The organism is Streptomyces sp. DSM 40868 (assembly GCF_011820545.1).
Lineage (GTDB): Bacteria > Actinomycetota > Actinomycetes > Streptomycetales > Streptomycetaceae > Streptomyces > Streptomyces eurythermus.
Genome location: NZ_CP050504.1, coordinates 7,195,785 through 7,215,920, shown reverse-complemented (window position 1 = coordinate 7,215,920; position 20,136 = coordinate 7,195,785). Strand labels below are relative to the sequence as shown.

The 20,136-nt window shown below is 70.0% G+C and carries 18 protein-coding genes; 4 read left to right on the top strand and 14 right to left on the bottom strand.

All coding sequences use genetic code 11. The annotated features are described in order from the left end of the window. From ilvC to HB370_RS32665, 4 genes are read right to left on the bottom strand one after another with little or no spacing between them, the layout of a single operon-like run. Positions 1-972, bottom strand: a complete 972-nt coding sequence (gene ilvC, locus HB370_RS32680) for a ketol-acid reductoisomerase (protein WP_030788984.1) — start codon at positions 970-972, stop codon at positions 1-3. Between the two features lie 39 nt (positions 973-1,011). After that, positions 1,012-2,040 (bottom strand): acyl-CoA dehydrogenase family protein, encoded by a 1,029-nt coding sequence (locus HB370_RS32675; protein WP_030788987.1) that lies wholly within the window; start codon positions 2,038-2,040, stop codon positions 1,012-1,014. Between the two features lie 15 nt (positions 2,041-2,055). After that, a complete protein-coding gene (locus tag HB370_RS32670) occupies positions 2,056-3,237 on the bottom strand; it encodes an acyl-CoA dehydrogenase family protein (protein WP_030788990.1) in 1,182 nt (393 codons plus the stop codon). A gap of 21 nt (positions 3,238-3,258) precedes the next feature. After that, a complete protein-coding gene (locus HB370_RS32665; RefSeq protein ID WP_051816041.1) occupies positions 3,259-4,254 on the bottom strand; it encodes an enoyl-CoA hydratase/isomerase family protein in 996 nt (331 codons plus the stop codon). Between the two features lie 315 nt (positions 4,255-4,569). Between HB370_RS32665 and HB370_RS32660 the strand changes: the two genes are divergently transcribed. Then, a complete protein-coding gene (locus tag HB370_RS32660) occupies positions 4,570-5,067 on the top strand; it encodes an Lrp/AsnC family transcriptional regulator (RefSeq protein ID WP_051816042.1) in 498 nt (165 codons plus the stop codon). A 23-nt stretch (positions 5,068-5,090) separates the two neighbouring features. Here the strand turns inward: HB370_RS32660 and HB370_RS32655 are convergent, their stop codons facing one another. The 7 genes from HB370_RS32655 to HB370_RS32625 form a co-directional block, all read right to left on the bottom strand. Next, a complete protein-coding gene (locus HB370_RS32655; protein ID WP_030789000.1) occupies positions 5,091-7,319 on the bottom strand; it encodes an anthranilate synthase component I in 2,229 nt (742 codons plus the stop codon). 36 nt (positions 7,320-7,355) lie between these two features. Further along, complete coding sequence (locus tag HB370_RS32650; RefSeq protein ID WP_030789003.1) at positions 7,356-7,880, bottom strand: gamma carbonic anhydrase family protein; 525 nt, start codon at positions 7,878-7,880, stop codon at positions 7,356-7,358. Further along, positions 7,877-9,502: a class I adenylate-forming enzyme family protein gene (locus HB370_RS32645; protein ID WP_157855633.1), complete on the bottom strand. Its 1,626-nt coding sequence runs from the start codon at positions 9,500-9,502 to the stop codon at positions 7,877-7,879. Before HB370_RS32645 ends, HB370_RS32650 begins: the two co-directional genes overlap by 4 nt. Further along, positions 9,499-9,753, bottom strand: coding sequence for an acyl carrier protein (locus HB370_RS32640; protein WP_030789009.1), 255 nt, complete (start codon positions 9,751-9,753; stop codon positions 9,499-9,501). The genes HB370_RS32645 and HB370_RS32640 overlap by 4 nt, the downstream gene beginning before the upstream one ends. Positions 9,754-9,823: 70 nt before the next feature. Beyond that, the gene (locus tag HB370_RS32635) at positions 9,824-11,038 is read right to left on the bottom strand and encodes a cytochrome P450 (RefSeq protein ID WP_030789012.1); all 1,215 of its coding nucleotides are present in this window, start codon (positions 11,036-11,038) and stop codon (positions 9,824-9,826) included. Between the two features lie 74 nt (positions 11,039-11,112). Then, positions 11,113-11,991, bottom strand: coding sequence for a pantoate--beta-alanine ligase (gene panC / locus HB370_RS32630; RefSeq protein ID WP_030789015.1), 879 nt, complete (start codon positions 11,989-11,991; stop codon positions 11,113-11,115). 165 nt (positions 11,992-12,156) lie between these two features. Then, entirely contained in the window at positions 12,157-12,651 is a 495-nt protein-coding gene (locus HB370_RS32625) for a gamma carbonic anhydrase family protein (RefSeq protein WP_348273511.1), read from the bottom strand. A 351-nt stretch (positions 12,652-13,002) separates the two neighbouring features. Here HB370_RS32625 and ilvD point away from each other — a divergent pair, with 351 nt between their 5' ends. The 3 genes from ilvD (at position 13,003) to HB370_RS32610 (ending at position 16,102) form a co-directional block, all read left to right on the top strand. Further along, the gene (gene ilvD, locus HB370_RS32620; RefSeq protein ID WP_030789021.1) at positions 13,003-14,865 is read left to right on the top strand and encodes a dihydroxy-acid dehydratase; all 1,863 of its coding nucleotides are present in this window, start codon (positions 13,003-13,005) and stop codon (positions 14,863-14,865) included. Between the two features lie 80 nt (positions 14,866-14,945). Next, entirely contained in the window at positions 14,946-15,701 is a 756-nt protein-coding gene (locus HB370_RS32615) for an SDR family oxidoreductase (RefSeq protein WP_030789024.1), read from the top strand. Continuing rightward, positions 15,698-16,102, top strand: a complete 405-nt coding sequence (locus HB370_RS32610; protein ID WP_030789028.1) for a RidA family protein — start codon at positions 15,698-15,700, stop codon at positions 16,100-16,102. Before HB370_RS32615 ends, HB370_RS32610 begins: the two co-directional genes overlap by 4 nt. 78 nt (positions 16,103-16,180) lie before the next feature. Here the strand turns inward: HB370_RS32610 and HB370_RS32605 are convergent, their stop codons facing one another. The 3 genes from HB370_RS32605 to HB370_RS32595 are packed head-to-tail and all read right to left on the bottom strand — an operon-like array spanning position 16,181 to position 20,118. Next, positions 16,181-18,469 carry a bifunctional salicylyl-CoA 5-hydroxylase/oxidoreductase gene (locus tag HB370_RS32605; RefSeq protein WP_030789031.1) on the bottom strand — a complete coding sequence of 763 codons (2,289 nt, stop codon included), beginning with the start codon at positions 18,467-18,469 and terminating at the stop codon, positions 16,181-16,183. 55 nt (positions 18,470-18,524) lie between these two features. Then, positions 18,525-18,779: a hypothetical protein gene (locus HB370_RS32600; protein WP_030789034.1), complete on the bottom strand. Its 255-nt coding sequence runs from the start codon at positions 18,777-18,779 to the stop codon at positions 18,525-18,527. After that, positions 18,769-20,118, bottom strand: coding sequence for an AMP-binding protein (locus tag HB370_RS32595; RefSeq protein ID WP_030789037.1), 1,350 nt, complete (start codon positions 20,116-20,118; stop codon positions 18,769-18,771). Before HB370_RS32595 ends, HB370_RS32600 begins: the two co-directional genes overlap by 11 nt. Positions 20,119-20,136: the final 18 nt, after the last annotated feature.

The following is a 20,136-nucleotide window of genomic DNA, read 5'->3' as shown; positions in this document are numbered from 1 at the left end:
TCAGCCCGCGAGCTTCCGCAGCCGACTCCCCACAGCCTCGGCGGGGTGAGCCGCCGCCTCGGCCCGGGCCGCGGCGAACGCCGGGCGGCCCCGCTCGTCCTCGGACACCCACTGTGCGGCGAAGGCGCCGCTCCGGATGTCGGCCAGCAACTCGTTCATGTGCTTGCGGACGGCCGCCCAGACGGGCCGGTCGGCCGTCCAGTAGTCCCCGTACTCGGCGGTGTCGGAGATGAACGTACGCATGCCCGCGATCCCGTGGTCGTGGATCAGGTCCACGACCAGTTTGAGTTCCTGGACGCATTCGAAGTAGGCGGACTCGGGCTGGTAGCCGGCGTCGACCAGGGTTTCGTAAGCGGTCTTGACCAGACCGGTGACCCCGCCCACGAGCACGGCCTGCTCGCCGAAGAGGTCCGTCTCGGTCTCCTCCGCGAAGGTGGTGGGCAGCAGACCGGCCTTGCCCCCGCCGATCGCGTCGCCGTAGGCGCGGGCGAGCGACCACGCGTCACCGGTGGCGTCCTGTTCCACCGCGACGAGGCAGGGAACACCGTGGCCCTCCGTGTAGGTGGATCGCACGGCGTGCCCGGGAGCCTTGGGTGCGACCATGGCCACGTCCACCCCTTCGGGAGCGGTGATGCGCCGGTAGTGCACGTTGAAGCCGTGCGCGAAGAGCAGCAAGGCACCCGGCGCGAGGGCAGGCCGTATCTGCTCCTCGTACAGGGCGGGTTGCGCGGTGTCGGGGACGAGCACGGCGACGAGGTCCGCGCCCGCGACGGCCTCCGCCACCGTGCGTACCCGCAGTCCGTCCTCGGCGGCGCGGGACGCTCCGGCCGACCCCGGGCGTAACCCGATGACGACGTCGATGCCCGAGTCCCGAAGGTTCAGTGCCTGCGCCCTGCCCTGCGAGCCGTATCCGAGAACGGCGACGCGCCTGGTGCGCAGCGCGGCCCGGTCCGGCTCATTGACATCCAGCATGGGGTGTACCTCTCCATTCCGTGGATCGTGCTCGTTCTCCTACTGCGCCGCGGCGGCGGCCGCCTGGCCTCTGAGGTACTCGATGACGTCGTCGGTGGTGGATGCGGGCGTGCCCCAGAGACTGCGCAGGACCTGACACCTGCGCAGCTGACGATGCAGGTCGCCGGACCAGCGCAGGCCGTCCGCGCCGAACAGCTGGACCGCCTCGGTGAGGACGGGGAGCGACTCGTGGCGCAGGAGGATCCGGGTGACCGCGGCGGTGTGTGCCTCCGGGGCGCCGGAACCGTCGTGCCGGGCGGCCGCGGCATACACCATGGAACGGCTGAGCTCCACCGCGCAGAGCATGTCGGCGCACGTGTGGGCAACGGACTGGAAGGCGCCGATGGGACGGCCGAACTGTTCACGGCTGCGGGCCCGGTCGACGCAGGCGTCCAGGGTCCACTGCATGATGCCGAGGAGTTCCGCCGCGGCGAGGACCTGGCCCAGTGACACCAGGGCGCGTTCCGCGTCCCAGGACAACGCCTGCTGTTCCGGGATCCCCACCTGGTCGAGGGTGACGGTGAGCAGCTGGCGGTCCGGTTGGACGGTACGGGACGCCGTGACCTGCACGCCGCGACCGGCCAGCGGCACCGACACCAGGAAGCGCCGCCGGCGGTGGGCCGCGAGGACGAGGGCGTTGCCGGCGGTGGCGGTGTCCGGGGCGAGCACGCGGAAGGTGCCGTCGACGGCGAACGTGGCGGCGCCGCGCCGGATCTCCAGGGCGCCGTCAGTGCCCTGGCAGACCGCTGCCAGTACGTGGGGAGCGGACTCCAGGACGGGACGGAGCCCGGGGTGGCGAGCCGCGATCCAGGCGAGGGCGATGCGTTCGCCGGGGTGGAACGGGCCGGAGGAGGCTCCGGCCGCCTCGGCGATCAGGGCGGCACGCAGCAGGCTGTCGTCGTCGGGGACGGGCGGCGCGGCCCACAGGTCGTCGTAGAGCGAGTGCTCGGCCGAGGGGGCGGCATCGCGGAAGGTCTTGAGAGCGTGCTCGCGCAGGGCCACGAGGTCGGACCCCAGGGTGAAGTGCATGGCGGACTCCTGGCGTCAGCAAGGGAGTTTGAGGACGTGCCGGGCGATGGTGGTGCGCTGGATGGCGTTGGTGCCGCCCTCGATCTCGTTCGCCATGGCGCGGTACATCTCGCGTCGCCAACCGGTGGAGACCCCGCTGGGGTCGGGTTCGACGATGCCGTCCAGGTCCTGGGTCTCCATCCCGAAGCGGGCGATGTCGCTGGAGAGGCGGGCCCACAGGAGCTTCTCGGTGGAGGCGATCTGGCCCGGCAGGCCGTCGTCCTCCATCTCCCCCATTTTGCGCCGGGCGAGGTGGCCGAGCGCCTCGAGGCGGGCGTGGAGCAAGGCGAAGGATCTGAGCACGCTGTCGTCCGGCAGCCCCGCGGCCGGCACGCCCGGAGCGAACATGTCCCGGGTAAGCCCGTCGAAGGTCCGCTTGAGGGCCGCGATGCGGATGAGCGTCGCGCTGCCGCGGGCCAGCGTGAGACTGGTCATGACGGTGCGCCAGCCCTTGTTCTCCTCGCCGACCAGGGCGTCGGCGGGGACCTCGACGTCGTCGAGGTGGAGGTCGCACTCCTCGGCGTCGCCGTAGAGCATGGGGATCGGCTCGATGGTGACCCCCGGGGAGCCGAGCGGCACGATGAAGCAGCTCAGCGTGCGATGGCGTGCGGCGGGGTCTCCGGTGCGGGCCAGGACCAGCGCGAAGTCGGCGAACTGGGCCCAGCTGGTCCAGCGCTTGTGGCCGCTGATGCGGTAGCCGTCGGCGGTCCGGGTGGCGACGGTGGTCACGGCGGCCAGGTCGGATCCGGCTGCCGGCTCGGAGAACCCCTGGCACCACACCTCAGAGCCGTCCATGATGCCCGGCAGGTAGCGCGCCCGCTGCTCGTGGCTGCCGCACCGCAGCAGGGTGGGTGCGACCAGTTCGACGCCGACCCAGTCGGCGATCGGCAGGGCGCGGGCGCGGGCCAGTTCCTCGCTCAGGATCAGGCCGTGCACCGGGGTGAGTCCGCGGCCACCGTACTCGACGGGCCATTCGACGCCGATCCAGCCCCCGGTGGCCAGGGTGCGGTGCCACTTGCGGCGGACGGCGAAGCGCAGTGCCACCGAGGCCTGCTCCTCGAAGCCGGGCTCGCGCCATTGCGGGCGTACGTGTGCGTCGAGCCAGGTTCGAAGCTCGTGCCGGAACCGGGTCTGGTCCGGGGTCTCCGTCACATTCATGGGAGCGGCCCTTCGTGTCCGTCACTGTTGTGGGAGGTCCGGCTGACCGGCCTGCTGTTCCAGGGCCGCTCCGCAGTGGCCGCAGAACCGATGGCCGGTCGGCAGGCCGGTGGCGTCGCAGCTGCCACAGGTCACTACGGGGGGGCCGTCGGCGAACTCGGGCGAACGGTCGTCCACCGCGGCGGCACGCAGGGCCAACCGGTCGGGCTCGCGCTTCTCGAGGAAGGAGCGCATGCCCTCGTACGCCTCGGGCGAGCCGCTGTGGATGCCGAGCCATTCGCCGGCGTGCGGGGCGGTGAGCGCCCAGATCATCTCCTTGGCGGAGTTCATCTGGACCTTCGCGTAGCGCAGGGCCTCCGGGAACTTGTCGGCGAGGTTCGCCGCCATCTCCGCGACCGCCGCGTCGAGCTGGTCGCGCGGTACGACCCGGTTGACCATGCCCCATTCCAGGGCCTGCCGGGCCGTGATCTTCTCGCACAGGAAGGCCGCCTCGCGGGCCCTGCGGTCGCCGACGAGCTGGGGAAGCCACTGGGTGACCCCGATGCCGGAGACACTGCCGCGAGCCGGCTCGGCCTGCTGGATGACGACGTCGTCGGCGGCGATGGCGAGGTCGCATGCCATGTTGAGTTCGTTGCCGCCGCCCAGGACCAGGCCGTTGAGACGGGCGATGGTGGGCTTGCCGCACCGCATGATCGCCGTCTGCATGGCGATGAACTCGCGGATCCACTTGTTGTAGTCCCGCGGGCGCTGGCAGAGCTCCCAGTGCTCACGCAGGTCCGCGCCGGAGCAGAAGGCCCGGTCACCGCTTCCGGTGAGGACGATGACGGCCACCGAGTCGTCCCGTTCGGCCAGCCGGAACGCTTCCTGGACTTCCTCGAAGAGCTCCAGGCAGAAGCTGTTGAGGGTGCGCTCCCGGTCGATGGTGACGGTCGCGGTCCAGCCTTCCCGCGTGTAGCGCAGGGAGTTGAACTTGGTGTCCCGGGCCCTCTCGCCGGTCAGGCCGGTAACTCTCGACATGAACACTCCCCTGCCTGGCACACGCCAGAATCGACAGAACAGTCTGACCGCAGAGTAACCGTCTGTGCGGACAGTTGTCCAGTGAGAAGAGAGTTCAGCATACGTTCATCCATGATCGATCCGGCGGTGTCCGTGGAGGTATTACCGTGGGACCCCCTTCATCCGGACAATCGTCCGGAGAACAAGCCGTATCGTCGGCTCAGTTATCTGAGGATGGGTACACGCATATACTTTTGTCCACCAGCCACATCTGATATGTCACTACGGCACCCAGCCGACGAGGCGCCCGCACCCGCAGAGCGAGGACCATCCACCATGAAGACGCCCAGCGCTGACGCCGCCGCCCTCCGCGAGACGCATTCGCCCTACGTGCCGGATGAGACCGACCGCCGCATCATCGAACACTTGGTGAGCAACGCACGGCAGTCGGCCCGCGCCATCGCCCGCGAGATCTCCATGTCTCCCGGCGCCGTCTCGGAGCGGATCAGCCGGCTGGAGGCGGCCGGAGTGATCCTCGGCTACCACGCCGACATCGACGCGGCGGCGCTCGGTTTCGGCGTGGACGTACTCGTGGGGGCACTGGTCGACCAGCACAGCGAGATCGAGCAGACCGTGGACGCGTTGCTGGAGATCGAGGAAGTCCAGACGGTCTACCTCACCACCGGAGCCTGGGACCTGGTGATCGAGGTGCGCGTGCGTGACCACCCGCATCTGCGTGACGTCATCCTGGGGGCGATCCGCTCCGTGCCCAACCTCCAGCGCAGCGAAGCGATGATCATTCTGGAAAGCCACAGCGGCCAGACCAAGGCCTGACCGCCGGCTCCTCCCGCGCACGCTCAGCGGGCGATCGTCCGTGCCGCCCGGAACGTCCGCACCGCGTTCCCGATCATCCGTAGCCCGTGCCCGCCCTGCAGCGACATCAGCGACTCGGGGTGGAACTGCACTCCGCTCACCGGGAGTTCCCGGTGCCGCACGGCCATGACGACACCGTCGTCGGAGAGTGCTGTCACCTCCACGGACTCCGGTACGTCCTCCGGCAGGACGTGCAGTGAGTGGTAGCGACCCACGGGGAACCGGCCGGGCAGCCCCTCGAACAGGGGGTCGTCGGTCTTCCGCACGCGCAGCTCGGACGGCCGGCCGTGCACGGGCCGCGGCAACACCGACAGACGGCCCCCGAAGTACTCGAGGATGCCCTGCATGCCCAGGCACACTCCGAAGACGGGTATGCCGGCCACGACACACTCGTGCACCGTCTGCGAGATCTTGAACTCCTCCGGCCGGCCCGGTCCGGGCGAGAGCACCACCGCATCGGCATCGGCGAGATAGCTTCGGTCGAATCCCCACCGGCGGGTGCTGGCGGCGCAGCCGGTCTGCCGGAAATAGTCGGCCAGGGTGTTGACGAACGAGTCCTCATGGTCGATCAGCAGCACCCGCAGCGCCGGCCCGGCCAGTGACGAGGTGACGGCGTCGGCCGTGCCCCGGCCCGCCCGCCCGGCCACGACCGCCCGGCCCGCTCCCGGCGGGGTCGCCCCCGTCACGGCGCCGAGCACCGCCGACGCCTTCAGCCGCGTCTCGCGTTCCTCCGCCTCCGGATCACTGCCCAGCAGAAGCGTCGCGCCGACCCGTACCTCGGCCTCGCCCGCACTCAGGCGTGCCGCACGCAGCGTCAGGCCCGAATCCAGCGTGCCGTCGAAGCGGAACACCCCGACCGCGCCGCCGTACCACCGGCGTGGCGAGCGCTCGTTGTCCTCGATGAACTGGGTCGCCACGTGCTTGGGGGCGCCGGTGACGGTGACCGCCCACATGTGACTGAGGAAGGCGTCCCAGGCGTCGCAGTCCTCACGCAGGATGCCGTGGACGTGGTCCACCGTGTGGATCAGCCGGCTGTAGACCTCCACCTGGCGCCGCCCGATGATCTCGACCGTGCCCGGGCGGCACACGCGCGACTTGTCGTTGCGGTCCACGTCCGTGCACATGGTCAGCTCCGCTTCCTCCTTCTCGGAGCCGAGCAGGTCCCGGATGCGTTCCGCGTCCTCCAGAGCGTCCGCGCCGCGGGCGGCGGTGCCGGAGATGGGACAGGTCTCGACGCGGTCGCCGGTGACCCGTACGTACATCTCGGGTGAGGCGCCCACCAGCGACTCGCCGCGCCCGAGGTTGAAGAAGAACTGGTACGGCGCCGGATTGGCGGCCACGAGCCGACGGTAGACCGTGCTGGGCCGGGCCTCGACCGGTCGGCTGATGGTCTGGCTCAGCACCACCTCGAAGAGTTCGCCGCGGCCGAAGGAGTCCAGCGAGCGACGGACCCCCTCCTGGTACTGGTGCGTGTCGTCGGTACCGGCCTCGCAACGGCTGCTGTCGACGAGTGCGGTGAAGGCCTCCCCGGCGGCGATTCCGCAGAGGCCGGTGCCCGACGGGGCGGAGCGACCGGAGTCGAAGGTGTACACCCGCTCGGTCAGACGGTCCCGTTCGGCTCCGGCGGTCAGCAGGCGTCCCGGCAAGTACGCGACGATCTTCCGCAAGTCGTCGGAGCGTTGCAGCCCCGGCGTGATCGGGTCGAGTTCGGTCAGGAGCTCGTATCCGAAGGCCGAGTACCACCCGAAATGGTGGTCCTGGTCGGTCGCCAGGCCCGCCGAGGCCAGGCGCAGCGGTTCCAGCGAGGTCGGCCGAGTCGTGCGCATCTCCTCGGTGAGCTCCGGCCGGCCCCGCACGACCGTGCCGGTGAACACCGATCCGTCCGCGGACCAGGCCAGGTCCGCCACCGAGGGCGCGCCGGCCAGGACGTCGAAGACGAAACGGGCCACCGGGCCGGCATCGGGGCGCAGCAGAGTGAACCGGAAGTCGTGCTGCAGCGCCTCGTACACGAGGAAGGGCTCCGTGAAACCCAGCCGCCACGGGGTGTAACGGCCGGGGTAGCTCATGGCGCTTTCCAGCAGCCCGCCCGGACGGCTGTCCAGGGAGTCCACCAGCATGTCCCAGTCCCCTGAGGAGGCAGCCCGGGTACGGCAGCGCACGGTGAGCGCGCCGCAATGCCAGTGGGTGTGGGTACTCGGATCAAGCATGGTCATGGCTGCTGCCTCATTCCCCGCTGCTGTGATGTCCGGTCAATCGGTTCGTTCGGAGTAGTTCTTCGCGAGATCGAGGTACGAATCGGAGGCCCGCTCGATGTAGTCCCGCTCGTCGTCGGTCAGCGGACGAAGCGCCCGGGCGGGGTTTCCCACCAGCAACATCCCGGGCTTGGGCGAGTAGTTCGGGCGTACGACGCTGCCGACCGCGACAAAGGTGTACGGGGGCAGGTCGGCGCCGTCCATCACCACCGAACCACTGCCGACGACACAGCGGTCGCCGATGGTGCAGCCGTGCAGGTGCACCTTGTGACCGATGGTGACGTCCTCGCCGATGACGACCGGCCGGCCGTGCCACTGCGAGGTGTCGCAGTGGATGACCGTGCCGTCCTGGACGTTGCTGCGGGCGCCGATCCGGATCTCGTTCTGGTCGGCTCGCAGAACCGCCTGGAACCAGATGCTGGCCTGGTCCGCCACGGTCACGGCGCCGATGAGGTCGGCACTCGGGGCCACGTAGGCAGTGGGGCTCACATCAGGTACGCGGCCCTGGTAGTGGTGGATCACCCTTCGTCCTCCTCCGACGGCCGGACACGCTCGGCCAGCAGCTCTTCGACCCGGCGGCGCAGGATCTTGCCGTTGGCGGCGCGCGGGAGCCCGGCGATGCCCAGGTCCGTGACCGGGACCAGCCTCTTGGGCACCTTGAAGGTGCTGAGCTTGGCCCGCAGAACGCGCAGCCAGTCCTGGGTGCGGGGCAGCGCGCCCTCCGCCAGGCCGTACACCAGGACCAGTTCGGAGCCCATCACCGGATCGGGCACATGGCTCAGGACGGCCTCCTCGATGCCCTCCAACTCGGGTACGAGGTTCTCCACCTCGGAGGGGTAGACGTTCTCGCCGCCGACGAACAGCATGCTGTCGAGCCGTTCGACGATGAAGAGGTTGCCGCTGGAGTCCAGGTGGCCGATGTCCCCGGTGCGCAACCAGCCGTCCCGGATCTGCCGAGCCGTCAGGTCAGGGTCCTCGTGGTAGCGGGTGAGGAGGTTCTCGCCCCGGATCCATACCTCGCCGTTCTCGCCGACCGGCTGCTCGGTGCCGTCCTCGGCGACGATCCGGATCCGGCAGATCGGCAGCGTGCGGCCGGCGCTCCCGAGCACTCGGCCAGGATCGTTCGGTGCTTCCACCGTCGCCACCGACGTCGTCTCGGTCAGCCCGTACACCTGGTGCACGGGGACCGAGAAGGCGGACTCGAAGCGGGCGATCAGCTCGCCGTCGAGACGCGAGCCGCCCGAGAGGAGCCCCTTGAGGCCGGTCGGGACCGCGTCCTGGGGCCGTTCGGCCAGCAGGGCCATGTAGGCGTTGACGACGAGGGTCCAGGTGGGGGCGAACTTGGCGACGGTGGGCCAGAAGCGCAGCATCGCGACTTCCGAGCGGACGGCCGTCGTACGACCGCCGGACCACAGCGGGGTCAGGGTGGTGAAGACCTGTCCGCTGTTGTGGAAGAGGGGACAGGCCGTCAGGAAGGTGTCCTCCCGGCCGATGCCGAACCATCCACCCAGCGCGAAGGAGTCCGACAACAGGCTGCGGTGCGGGAGCACCACGCCCTTGGGAGGCCCGCTGGATCCGGAGGTGAAGACGATCTCGGCGTCACGGCCGGGGTCGGCGTCGGCGAGGTCCATACGGGAGGAGAGCCGTCCGTCGCCGCCCAGGGCCAGGATCGACTCCATGAAGGCGCCCTGGTCCGCCACCGGCACGACGTGCGCGGGGTGGACACCGTCGGGGACGCGGGACGCGGCGGCCGCCTCGTGGATCAGGATGGCGGGGGCGGTGCGCGCGAGGATGCCGCCGATCTCGCCCGCCCCCAGCTTCGGGTTGAGCGGAACCAGGACGCGGCGCCCGGCGAGGGTGCCGAGGAAGAGCAGTGCCGCCAGGGTGGAGTTGTGGAACAGCGTGGTCACGGTCGCGCCGCGGGGCACGCCGAGGCTCTCCAGATACGCGTCCAGGCCGGCGGCGAAGGCCTCCAGCCGACGGAAGGTGACGGGGGCGATGCCTCGTTCGGCCGGCTGGATGAAGACGCGGTCCCCGTGGTCGGCCGCGGCCACCGCGACCAGCTGCGCCATGTCGGCGGCACGCGCCCGGTGAGCCACGCTCCACAGGGCCGGGGCTGATCCGGCAGCGGGCCCCAGGGTCACGAACCGGTCCTTGCCGCTACGATCGAGCGGCTGATGGCCGCGGCGGTGGGAGCGGCGAAGAACTCCTCGACGAGTTCCACGTCGAAGCGGATCTCCAGGGCCGCCACGATCTGGGCGGCGAGCAGCGAGTCCACCCCACAGTCGAGGAGGTTGTCCTCGGCACCGATCCGGGCTTCCTCCACCTTGCTGTTGATGATCTCCAGGACGGTCTGCTGGATCTGTTCCAGGGACTCGTGCGTCTGCTGCGGCATGTGGGCCTCCTTGCTGTGGGTGCGGTGCGGCGGTGCCGGACGGTCGGCGGACTCGGCGGACCGGGCCGGGTCAGGCGGCCTTGACGCCGACGCGCAGGCTCTCGATGCCGGCGATGAAGTTGGACGGCACGCGCTTCACTTCCTCGCGCAGCTCTACTTCTCTGGTCTTGTTCAGGAACTCGTCGAAGAGGATCCGCATCTCGAGCCGCGCCAGATGGATGCCCAGGCAGATGTGCGGGCCGGCGATGAACCCGAGGTGCTTGTTGGGGCTGCGCCTGATGTCGAACCGGTAGGGAGCCTCGAACACGTCCTCGTCGCGGTTGGCCGAGATGGTCCAGACGGTGACCGCGTCGCCCTTCCTGATCTTCTGACCGCGCACTTCGACGTCGCGGGTGGCCTTGCGGATGAAGTGAATGGCCGGGGTCGTCCAGCGGACGGTCTCCTCGACCATCCCGGGCAGCAGGGAACGGTCCTCGCGCAGCAGCTCGGCCTGGTCCGGGTTCTGGATGAGGGCGAGGATGCCGCCGGAAGCGGCGTGCCGGGTGGTGGAGTTGCCGCCCTGCATGATGTTCAGGCAGTTGAGGATGGTCTCCTCGTCGGTCAGGGGCTTGTCGTCGAAGCGCAGCGAGGCCAGCATCTTGAGGTGACCGCTGCACTCGTCGGAGGCCAGCAGCCGCATCAGGTACTTCAGCAGCTCGTGGTTGGCCGCGTTGGCGCTGGTGTCGAAGTGACCTGTGACCGGGCACGTGTTGGCGTTCGTCTCCTCCTGCGACCGGCGGCTGAGGTCGAACAGCTCGGGCCAGTCGCGCTCGGGGAAGCCGAGAAGACCGAAGACCACCGCGGAGGTGACGCGGTCGGCGATCTCGGCGGCGAAGTCGAACTCCTCGCCCTGGGCGAGGGCGGCGTCGATGGTCCTCCGCGCGAAGGTGCGGACCTGGTCCTCCATACGCGTCATGGCGCGGCGGTTGTAGTGCTTGTTGAACTCCCGGCGCAGCACCTTGTGGTGGCCGGGGACGGAGAACTCCAGCATCTTTCCGGCAGCCGGGTCGCGGCGGTCACCACGGAAGGTGTCGAAGGTGACGCCGTACTCGGTGGTGAAGGTGCCGGGGTTCCTGTGCACCCGGGACTGGTCGTCGTGCTTCAGCAGGACCCAGTACCCCTGGGAACCCTCCTCCTCGTGGAAGAAGATCGGCTTCTCGCGGCGCAGGCGCTCGAAGACAGGATGCGGGTCCTGGGCGGCGTAGAAGCGCGGATCGGTGATGTCGATGTCATCGATGTGAGGCATGCTGCGGTCTCCGCTGCTCGTGTGGGTGGTCGCCGAAGGAGGCTCCCGGCTGTCGGACTGCTACCGGGCCGTTCTCAGTTGGCCCGGGCCGCGACCTCGGGCGGCAGCGGGCGGGACAGGCGGTGGTTGTCGAGCACGCGGAGCCGGCCGAGGTCGGCGGCGACGACCAGCAGGGCGTCGTCCGTGGCCTGGGTCAGGTCCTGGAACGAGTTCCTGTCGACCAACGCCGCGTAGTCCAGCTTCGCCGCGGTCACCTCGACCGCCTGCGCGGCCGCGGCGGCGAGGGCATCGGCCCCCCGCTCACCGGTGTCGTACAGGGCCTTCGCCGCACGGATCGCGTCGACGACACAGCCGGCCAGAGCGCGCTCCTCGGGGCTCATCAGCTTGTTGCGGGAGCTGAACGGGAGCCCGTCCTCCTCGCGGATGCTGGGGCAGGGGACGATCTCGGTGGGCCAGTTCAGGTCCTTGCAGACCTGTTTGACCAGCGCGAGCTGCTGGGCGTCCTTCTCACCGAAGTACCAGCGGTGCGGGACGCAGAGCTGGAAGAGTTTGGTGCAGATGGTGGAGATGCCGCTGAGCATGTTCGGCATGCGGGCGGCCTCGTAACGGCCCTCCAGTTCCGGAACGGTCACGCGAGTGACGTATCCCGGCGGGTAGACGGCCTCCCGGGAGGGCACCACCACGGCGTCGACGCCCTTGCCCTCCAGCTTCTCCAGGTCGCCGGCGGGGTCGTACGGATAGGCATCGGCTTCCTCGGTGCCGCCGTTGAACATCAGCGGGTTCACGAAGACGCTGGACACCACGTAGTCGTTCTCGGCCCGGGCGCGGTCCACCAGGCTCAGGTGTCCGCGGTGGACCGCGCCGAGCGTGGCGAACAGCCCTATCTGCCGGCCGCTTTCACGGACCTTCAGGTTGTGATCGCGGAACTCGATCGGGTCGTCGAAGACCTTCATGTCGCTACCTCTCGACTGGAGTCGGGCGCGGTGGGGCAAGCAGGCCAGAGTGGCCCGCCACCGCCGTCAACTTAACGGATGTTCAGTTGACGGGCAAGATAGGGGACAATTGCTCATTGGATTCGAGATTCTCGATCCTTACGTCCTGTCGCCCCCGCGCTCACATCAGTCGCCGACGCCCTTGCGGTAGCGCACCGCCAGTGACTCGTAGACCCGGGACGGCCGGGCCATGCCTTCGCGCTCCTCGGCCGTCAACTCCCGTACGACCTTCGCGGGGGCACCCACCGCCAGCACGCCCGGCGGAATCGAGGCGCCGGGCGGGACCAGCGCCCTCGCGCCGAGCAGCGCGCCCGCACCGATCTCGGCGCCGTCCAGCACGATGCTGCCGGAGCCGATCACCGCCCCGTCCCCGACCCGGCAGCCGTGCAGGACGGCCGCGTGACCGACCGTCACGTCATCGCCCAGGACCAGCGGGCTGCCGGGGTAATCCGGCGGGTCGGCGTGCAGCACGGCATTGTCCTGAATGTTGCTCCGCCGCCCGACGCGGATCCGGTTCTGGTCCGCGCGCAGCACCGCGCCGAACCAGACGGAACTGCCTTCGCCTATCGACACCGCGCCGACCAGCGTGGCGTTCTCGGCGACGTACACCCCCTCCGCCACTTGCGGCTCTTCACCTTCGAACGCGAGCACCATCGAACCTCCAGGGTGTGTTCTCGGCGGGAGATCTCGGAAGTCAGCGCATAGATCCAGCCAGCGAGATCGGACATTCGTGCACTGGTCGAACGATCAGCCGGACAGCCAAGCACTTGAAAGTAGCCCTTGGCGGGCGTTCGTGGAAGAATGAAGCCCGCGACGCCCTGCTCAGCCACCCAGCCTCGCTGCCGCGCAACTCCGGGCACAACAGGTCGAGCTGACCACCCATGAAGCTCATCGCATCCGAGCCGGGGCGGGCCCATACGCCCTACGCCGTCGCTCGAGCCGCCCTGTCACAAAGCTGCAAGGAGAGCCCCCATGCCCACATTGAGGTCGAAGACCGTCACGCACGGACGCAACATGGCGGGCGCACGTTCACTGTTGTACGCCTCCGGCCTCAAGCCGCAGGATCTCGGCAAGCCGATCGTCGCCGTCGCCAACAGCTACACGCAGTTCGTCCCCGGGCACATCCACCTCCAAGAGGTCGGAACCATCGTCAACGACGCCATCTGGGCAGCCGGCGGAGTGGCGCGCGAGTTCAACACCATCGCCGTGGACGACGGCATCGCCCAGGGCCACGGCGGCATGCTCTACTCCCTGCCCAGTCGCGAACTCATCGCCGACTCCGTGGAGTACATGACCAACGCCCATTGCGCCGACGTCCTGGTGTGCATCTCCAACTGCGACAAGATCACCCCGGGCATGCTCCTGGCCGCGCTGCGGCTGAACATCCCGACCGTCTTCGTCTCCGGCGGCCCCATGGAGGCCGGCAAGCTGGCCGGCTCCGGCAACCGCCCGGACATGATCGGCATGGACCTGGTCACGGCGTTCTCCGCGGCCACCAATGACCAGTACTCCGACGAGGACGTCTCGGAGATCGAACAGTCCGCCTGCCCCACCTGCGGCTCCTGCTCCGGCATGTTCACCGCCAACTCCATGAACTGCCTGGTGGAGGCGCTGGGTCTGGCCCTGCCGGGCAATGGCTCGGTCCTGGCCACTCACGCGGCGCGGCGGAAGCTCTTCGAGGAGACCGGACGCCTCGCCGTCGAGCTCGGCAAGCGCTACTACGAGCAGGGCGACGAAGGAGTGCTGCCGCGCAACATCGCCGACCGCAAGGCCTTCGAGAACGCCATGGCCCTCGACATCGCCATGGGCGGCTCCACCAACACGGTCCTCCACCTGCTGGCCGCCGCCCGCCAGGCCGAACTGGACTTCACCCTCCAGGACATCGACGCGCTGTCACGCCAGGTCCCCAACCTGGCCAAGCTCGCTCCCAGCGGCCCGTTCCACATGGAGCACGTGCACCGGGCCGGCGGCATCCCCGCCTTCCTCGGTGAACTGCGCCGGGCAGGGCTGCTCCACGAGGACGCGCGGACCGTCCACAGCCCGACGCTCGGCGCGGCCCTGGACGCGTGGGACGTCCGCGGCACCGACCCGAGCCCGGAGGCGGTGGAGTTCTTCAAGGCCGCGCCGGGTGGTGTGCGCACCATCAAGCCGATGAGCCAGAGCAACCGGTTCGCCTCGCTGGACCTGGACGACGAGAAGGGCTGCATCCGCTCCGTCAAGCACGCCCACTCGCCCGAGGGCGGCCTGGCCGTGCTGTACGGCAACCTCGCCCCGCACGGGGGCATCGTCAAGACCGCGGGCGTCCCCGCCGGCATGGAGACCTTCGCCGGGCCGGCCCGCGTCTTCGAGAGCCAGGAGGAATGCGCGTCCGCCATCCTCAACAAGGAGATCAAGGCGGGCGACGTCATCGTCGTGCGTTACGAAGGCCCGCGCGGCGGACCCGGCATGCAGGAGATGCTGTACCCGACCAGCTATCTGCGCGGCCAGGGCCTGGACAAGAAGTGCGCCATCATCACCGACGGCCGGTTCTCGGGAGGATCCGCCGGTGTCTCGGTCGGCCACATCTCGCCCGAGGCCGCCGCGGGAGGCCCGATCGCCCTCATCGAGGAGGGTGACATCATCCGCATGGACATCGCGGCGCGCACACTGGAACTCGACGTCCCGGACGAGGAACTGGCCGCCCGCCGGCAGCGGCTCGTGAACGGTGACGGCTTCGTGCCGCGCGACCGTGACCGCCCGATCAGCGACGCCCTGCGGGTGTACGCCGCCTTCACCACCTCTGCCTCCGAGGGCGCGGTGCGTGACCTGGACCAGGCGACGATCACCTACAAGTGACACAAGCGCACGGACGGTCCCCGGGGCGCGCGGACGGCACCCCGGGGACCGTCAGCCGTCTCGATGAAGGAGCCCGGCCCATGGCCATACGCAACTGTCTCGTCACCGGGGCAGGATCCGGCATCGGTGCCGCCGTGGCCGAACTCCTCTCCGGTCAGGGCCATCGCGTCGCCCTGGCCGGACGCCGGGAAGAACCGCTGCGCGAGCTCTCCGCCCGGCTGCCCGGCCCCAGCCTCGTCCTGCCGACGGACGTCACCCGCCCCGAGGACATCGAGTCGATGTTCGCGGCCTGCGAGGAGAGCTGGGGCCCGGTGGAGGTGCTGGTGCACAGCGCCGGCGCGGGGGACTCGGCCCGCCTCGAGAGCACCACCGACACCATGTGGGACCGCCAGCTGGAGCTGAACCTGACGGCCCCCTTCCGCTGTGTGCGGCGAGCGGTGCCGGCGATGCGGAAGGCCGGGTTCGGCCGGATCGTGGTCGTCGCCTCCGTCGCGTCCAAGGTCGGGGCCCCGTATGTGAGTGCCTACACCGCGGCCAAGCACGGGGTGCTCGGACTCGTCCGGTCCGCCGCCGCGGAGCTGGCCGATACCGGCGTCACCGTCAACGCCGTCTGTCCGGGGTATGTCGACACCCCCATGACGGACCGCTCCGTCGCCTCCATCGCCGCGCACACCGGCCGGGACGCGGACGGCATCCGGGCGAAGCTGGCCGCGGCGCAGCCCATCGGGCGGCTGATCCTGCCCGGCGAGGTGGCGGCGGTCATCGGCCTCCTCGTCCAGGAGGAGGCCCTCAACGGGCAGTCCTTGATGGTCGACGGGGGGAGCGTACAGTCATGAGCGGCATCGAACGGATCAACCCGGGTCACCTGGCCCCAGCCACCGGATTCAGTCATGCGGTCCGTGTCATCGGCCCCGGGCAGCTGATCTTCCTGGCCGGTCAGACCGCGCTCGACGCGGCCGGCCGTATCGTCGGCGACGACATCACCACGCAGTTCGAGCAGGCTCTGACCAACCTTCTGGCCGCCGCCCAGGCCGCCGGCGCCGGCCCCGGCGACCTGGCCAAATGCACGGTGTACGCCGTGGACGTGGCCGACTACCGCGCCCACGCGAGCGAGCTGGGCCGGATCTGGAAGCGGCTGGTGGGCTCCAGCTATCCGACGATGGCGGTCATCGGCGTCACCCGGCTCTGGGACGAAGAGGCGCTCATCGAATTGGAGGGTGTCGCCGTCCTTCCCTGAGGCCCGTCCCGGATCGGTCCGGTGCGCCGACAGTGTGCCGGGGCGTCCCGGGGGCGGTCGCTTCCGTTCCGGGGCCGGTCATCGGCGGCCGGTCGGCGGCTTGCGGCTGCCGGCCCGCAGCTGGATCGGCCATTCGACCGCCTCGGGCACCCCCCGCTCCGCTGCCGCGTGCAGCGTCCAGTACGGGTCGTACAGGTGCGGCCGCCCCAGGGCGCACAGGTCCGCACGCCCGGCCAGCAGAATGCTGTTGACGTCGTCGTCACTGCTGATCGCGCCCACGGTGAGGGTCGCGACCCCCACCTCATTGCGGATCCGGTCGGAGAAGGGGGTCTGGTAACTGCGCCCGTAGGCGGGCCGGGCGTCGGGGGTGGTCTGGCCGGTGGACACATCGATGGCGTCCGCCCCGTGCCGGGCGAACGCCTCGGCGACTCGGACCGCGTCGTCGCCTCCCAGCCCGCCCGTGACCCAGTCGGTCGCGGAGATCCGGACCGTCATCGGACGCTCCTCGGGCCAGACCGCGCGGACCGCGTCGAAGACCTCCAGCGGGAAGCGGAGCCGGTTCTCCAGCGAGCCGCCGTAGGCGTCGGTGCGCCTGTTGGCCACGGGCGTGATGAAGCTGGAGAGCAGATAGCCGTGCCCGCAGTGCAGTTCGAGCAGGTCGAAGCCGGCCCGCTCGGCGGCCCGTGCCGCGGCGACGAACTGATCGCGAACCACCTCCATGTCCGCGCGGGTCATCTCCCTCGGTACCTGTCCGTGCGGCAGGTAAGGGAGGGGGGACGGCGCGAGGAGCGGCCAGTTGCCGTCCGGGAGCGGCTCGTCGATGCCGTCCCACATCAGCCGGGTGGACCCCTTGCGGCCCGAGTGGCCGAGCTGAACACCCATGCGCGCGCCGGTTTCCCGGACGAAGCCGACGATCCGCCGCCAGGCCGCCTCATGTCCTGGCTCGTAGAGCCCGGCGCAGCCCGGAGTGATGCGCCCTTCGGCCGAGACGCACACCATCTCCGTCATCACCAGTCCGGCCCCGCCCTGGGCCCGGCTGCCGTAGTGGACCAGATGGAAGTCGCCCACCAGGCCGTCGACCGCGGAGTAGGTGTCCATCGAGGAGACCACGACACGGTTGCGCAGCTCCAGGCCGCGCAGGCGGTAGGGAAGGAACATGGGGGGCCGGGGCAGGGTGCCTTCCGGGACGGTACCGCGGCGGATCTCCGCCCCCACGAACCAGGCGTCGACCTCCGCGACGAAATCCGGGTCGCGCAGCCGAAGGTTGTCGTACGTGACCCGGCGGCTGCGGGTCAGCAGGTTGAAGGCGAACTGGAGCGGCTCCTGGCCCACGTACTGTTCGGGGTGTTCGAACCATTCGAGGCTGGCGCGGGCGCTGCGCTGCAGACTCTCCACCACCGGGCGACGCTGCTGCTCGTAGGCGTCCAGGGCCGCCGGGACGTCCGCGAGCGGATCCGCGCAGCCGGCCAGCCGCTGGGCGAGGACGGCCGCGTCCTCCATGGCCAGCTTGGTGCCGGAGCCGATGGAGAAGTGCGCGGTGTGGGCCGCGTCGCCGAGCAGGACCGTACGGCCGTCGTGCCACCGCTCGTTGGTGATGGTGGTGAAGGCGGCCCACCTGCTGTGGTTCGTGAGAAGCCGATATCCGGCCAGGGCGTCGGCGAAGAGCCGCTCGCAGTCGGCCGTGGCCTCGGGACCGATCGGTTCACCGTCCGCGCCCGGGGAGCCGTACCGACGCCACACGGCTTCCGGCATCTCGATGATGAACGTGCTGCGGTCCTCGCTGTACGGGTAGGCGTGAGCCTGGCAGACGCCGTACTCGGTCTCGGCGATGAAGAACTTGAAGGACTTCAAGGGCAGATCGGTGCCGAACCAGATGTACTTGCAGTGGCGTTCCTCCGCCCGCTGTCCGAACTGTTCGGCGTGGCGTTGCCTGGTCCCTGAACGGGCACCGTCGGCGACGACCACCACGTCGTAGTCGGACAGTTCGGCCGGATCCGGCGCCGGGGTGCCGAACCGGAGGTCCACGCCGAGTTCACGGCAGCGCTCCTGAAGGATCGCCAGAAGCTGATGGCGCCCCATCGCTGCGAAGGCGTGGCCGCCGGAGGTGACCACCTGGCCGCGGTAGTGGACGTCGATCGCGTCCCAGGTGACGAACGAGTTCGCCATGCGCTCGTGGACGGTCCTGTCGCTCTGCGCGACCCCCTGCAAGGTCTCGTCCGAGAAGACCACGCCGAAACCGAAGGTGTCGTCGGCGGCATTGCGCTCCCACACGGTGATCCGGGCGAACGGGTTCCGCTGCCGCATCAAGGCGGCGAAGTACAGACCGCCGGGCCCGGCTCCGATACAGGCGATGCGTAAGGCTGACATTGCGGGACGGTGCTCCTCTCGGCGGGCCGCCGTGCGCGGCTCGGTGCGGCGCGCTTCAGACACCCAGGTCGACCAGGTGCTCGTAGGCGAGTCCCAGGTCGGTGACGGCCACGGCGAGGTGGGCGAGGGCTGCCCGGGTGTTGGCCGCGGCGCAGGGCTCCGACTGGGGATCGGAGGCGAGGTCACGAAGGATGCGGTAGGCGTGCAGCAGCTCACGGTCGCGGAGCCGGAGGGGACGCCCGAGCAGGTCGGTGTCCGGCTCGCCGGTGAACGCCCCGGCCCGCGGCGCTGTGCGGTCGTCAGCGGACATGGGCCACCTCCAGTGCCGGCCGGTTGTCCACCAGCCGCTTGGCCTTGAGTTCGAAGCGGGGCAGCGAGCCGGGTTCGGCGCGCTCGACGTGGAAACGCAGCCCCTCGTGCGCGTGTGCCAGCTCCCGCGCGATCAGGTCGGCCAGATCGCGCCAGCCGCTCTCGTCCTCGTACGGAGCCAAGGGCTCGACGTGCAGCGTCACTTCGTCCCGGATGCCCTCCCGGTGGATGCGCAGCTGGAACTCCTCGACGCCGCCGGTGCCTCGCACGATCGCCTCGACGGCCCGCATGTAGACGTTGGTGCCGCGGACCACCTTCATGTCGTCGGTCCGGCCCTGCACCCCGCCCTCGTAGAGGTCGAAGACGCGGCCGCAGGGACAGCGCGTGCCCGGCACCCGGACCACCAGGTCCGCGGTGCGGTACCGCAGGAGGGGCAACGAGGAACGGCCGAAGCTGGTGACGACGCGTTCGCCCAGCTCACCGAAGCCGACGGGCTCTCCGGTGACGGGATCGACGACCTCCTCCAGGAGGTGGTCCTCGATGATGTGGGCGCCTCCCGGCTGCTCCGCGCACTCGAACATGAAGATCGTCGAGATTTCGGTCATGCCGGCCGTGTCGAAGGCGCGGGCGCCCCATGCCTCTTCGATGAGCTGTTTGGTCTCGGGGATGGACCCGGCCGGCTCGCCCGAGAGGATGAGGGTGTGCACCGGTGCGCCGCGCAGGTCGACTCCGAGCTGCTCCGCCTCCTGGGCCATGCGCAGGGCGTACGTGGGGGTCGACGCGACGACGGTGGCCTGGAAGTCGATGATCTGACGCACCCGGCTCTCGGTGCTCTGGGCGCCGCCCGGGACGACCAGCGCGCCGAGCTTCTCCAGACCGTAGTGGAGCCCCCAGAACCCGATGAAGGAGCCGTAGCCGAAGGCCACGTACGCGGTGTCGGTGGAGCGGACACCCGCCCCCCACAGGCCGTAGCACCACATCTCGGCGGCCCAGGACCAGTCCTTACGGCTGTCCAGGGCACGCAGCGGCATCCGGCCGCTGGTGCCGCTGGTGGTGTGCACGCGGATCGCCCGGTCGGCGCCGATCGTGCCCAGCGTGCCGTACGGGGCGGCCTCGATCTGCGACGCCTGCCACTCCTCACGAGTGGTGAAGGGCAGGCGCCGGACGTCGCTCAAGGTCTCCAGGTCTTCGGGGCGTGATCCGGCCGCCTCGAACCGCGCGCGGTAGAAGGGACTGCGTTCGGCCGCCCACTGGGCTGTCCGGCGCAGTTTGGCGAGCTGAAGACGCTCCAGCTCTTCGCGAGCCAGAGCCTCTGTGCGAGGGTTCCAGTATCGAGTCATCAATTGGAACGCTAAGAC

Coding starts and splice junctions, on each gene's coding strand:
- ilvC (WP_030788984.1), bottom strand. CDS start 972: ATGCTGGATGTCAATGAGCCGGACCGGGCCGCGCTGCGCACCAGGCGC.
- HB370_RS32675 (WP_030788987.1), bottom strand. CDS start 2,040: ATGCACTTCACCCTGGGGTCCGACCTCGTGGCCCTGCGCGAGCACGCT.
- HB370_RS32670 (WP_030788990.1), bottom strand. CDS start 3,237: ATGAATGTGACGGAGACCCCGGACCAGACCCGGTTCCGGCACGAGCTT.
- HB370_RS32665 (WP_051816041.1), bottom strand. CDS start 4,254: ATGTCGAGAGTTACCGGCCTGACCGGCGAGAGGGCCCGGGACACCAAG.
- HB370_RS32660 (WP_051816042.1), top strand. CDS start 4,570: ATGAAGACGCCCAGCGCTGACGCCGCCGCCCTCCGCGAGACGCATTCG.
- HB370_RS32655 (WP_030789000.1), bottom strand. CDS start 7,319: ATGACCATGCTTGATCCGAGTACCCACACCCACTGGCATTGCGGCGCG.
- HB370_RS32640 (WP_030789009.1), bottom strand. CDS start 9,753: ATGCCGCAGCAGACGCACGAGTCCCTGGAACAGATCCAGCAGACCGTC.
- HB370_RS32635 (WP_030789012.1), bottom strand. CDS start 11,038: ATGCCTCACATCGATGACATCGACATCACCGATCCGCGCTTCTACGCC.
- panC (WP_030789015.1), bottom strand. CDS start 11,991: ATGAAGGTCTTCGACGACCCGATCGAGTTCCGCGATCACAACCTGAAG.
- ilvD (WP_030789021.1), top strand. CDS start 13,003: ATGCCCACATTGAGGTCGAAGACCGTCACGCACGGACGCAACATGGCG.
- HB370_RS32615 (WP_030789024.1), top strand. CDS start 14,946: ATGGCCATACGCAACTGTCTCGTCACCGGGGCAGGATCCGGCATCGGT.
- HB370_RS32610 (WP_030789028.1), top strand. CDS start 15,698: ATGAGCGGCATCGAACGGATCAACCCGGGTCACCTGGCCCCAGCCACC.
- HB370_RS32605 (WP_030789031.1), bottom strand. CDS start 18,469: ATGTCAGCCTTACGCATCGCCTGTATCGGAGCCGGGCCCGGCGGTCTG.
- HB370_RS32600 (WP_030789034.1), bottom strand. CDS start 18,779: ATGTCCGCTGACGACCGCACAGCGCCGCGGGCCGGGGCGTTCACCGGC.
- HB370_RS32595 (WP_030789037.1), bottom strand. CDS start 20,118: ATGACTCGATACTGGAACCCTCGCACAGAGGCTCTGGCTCGCGAAGAG.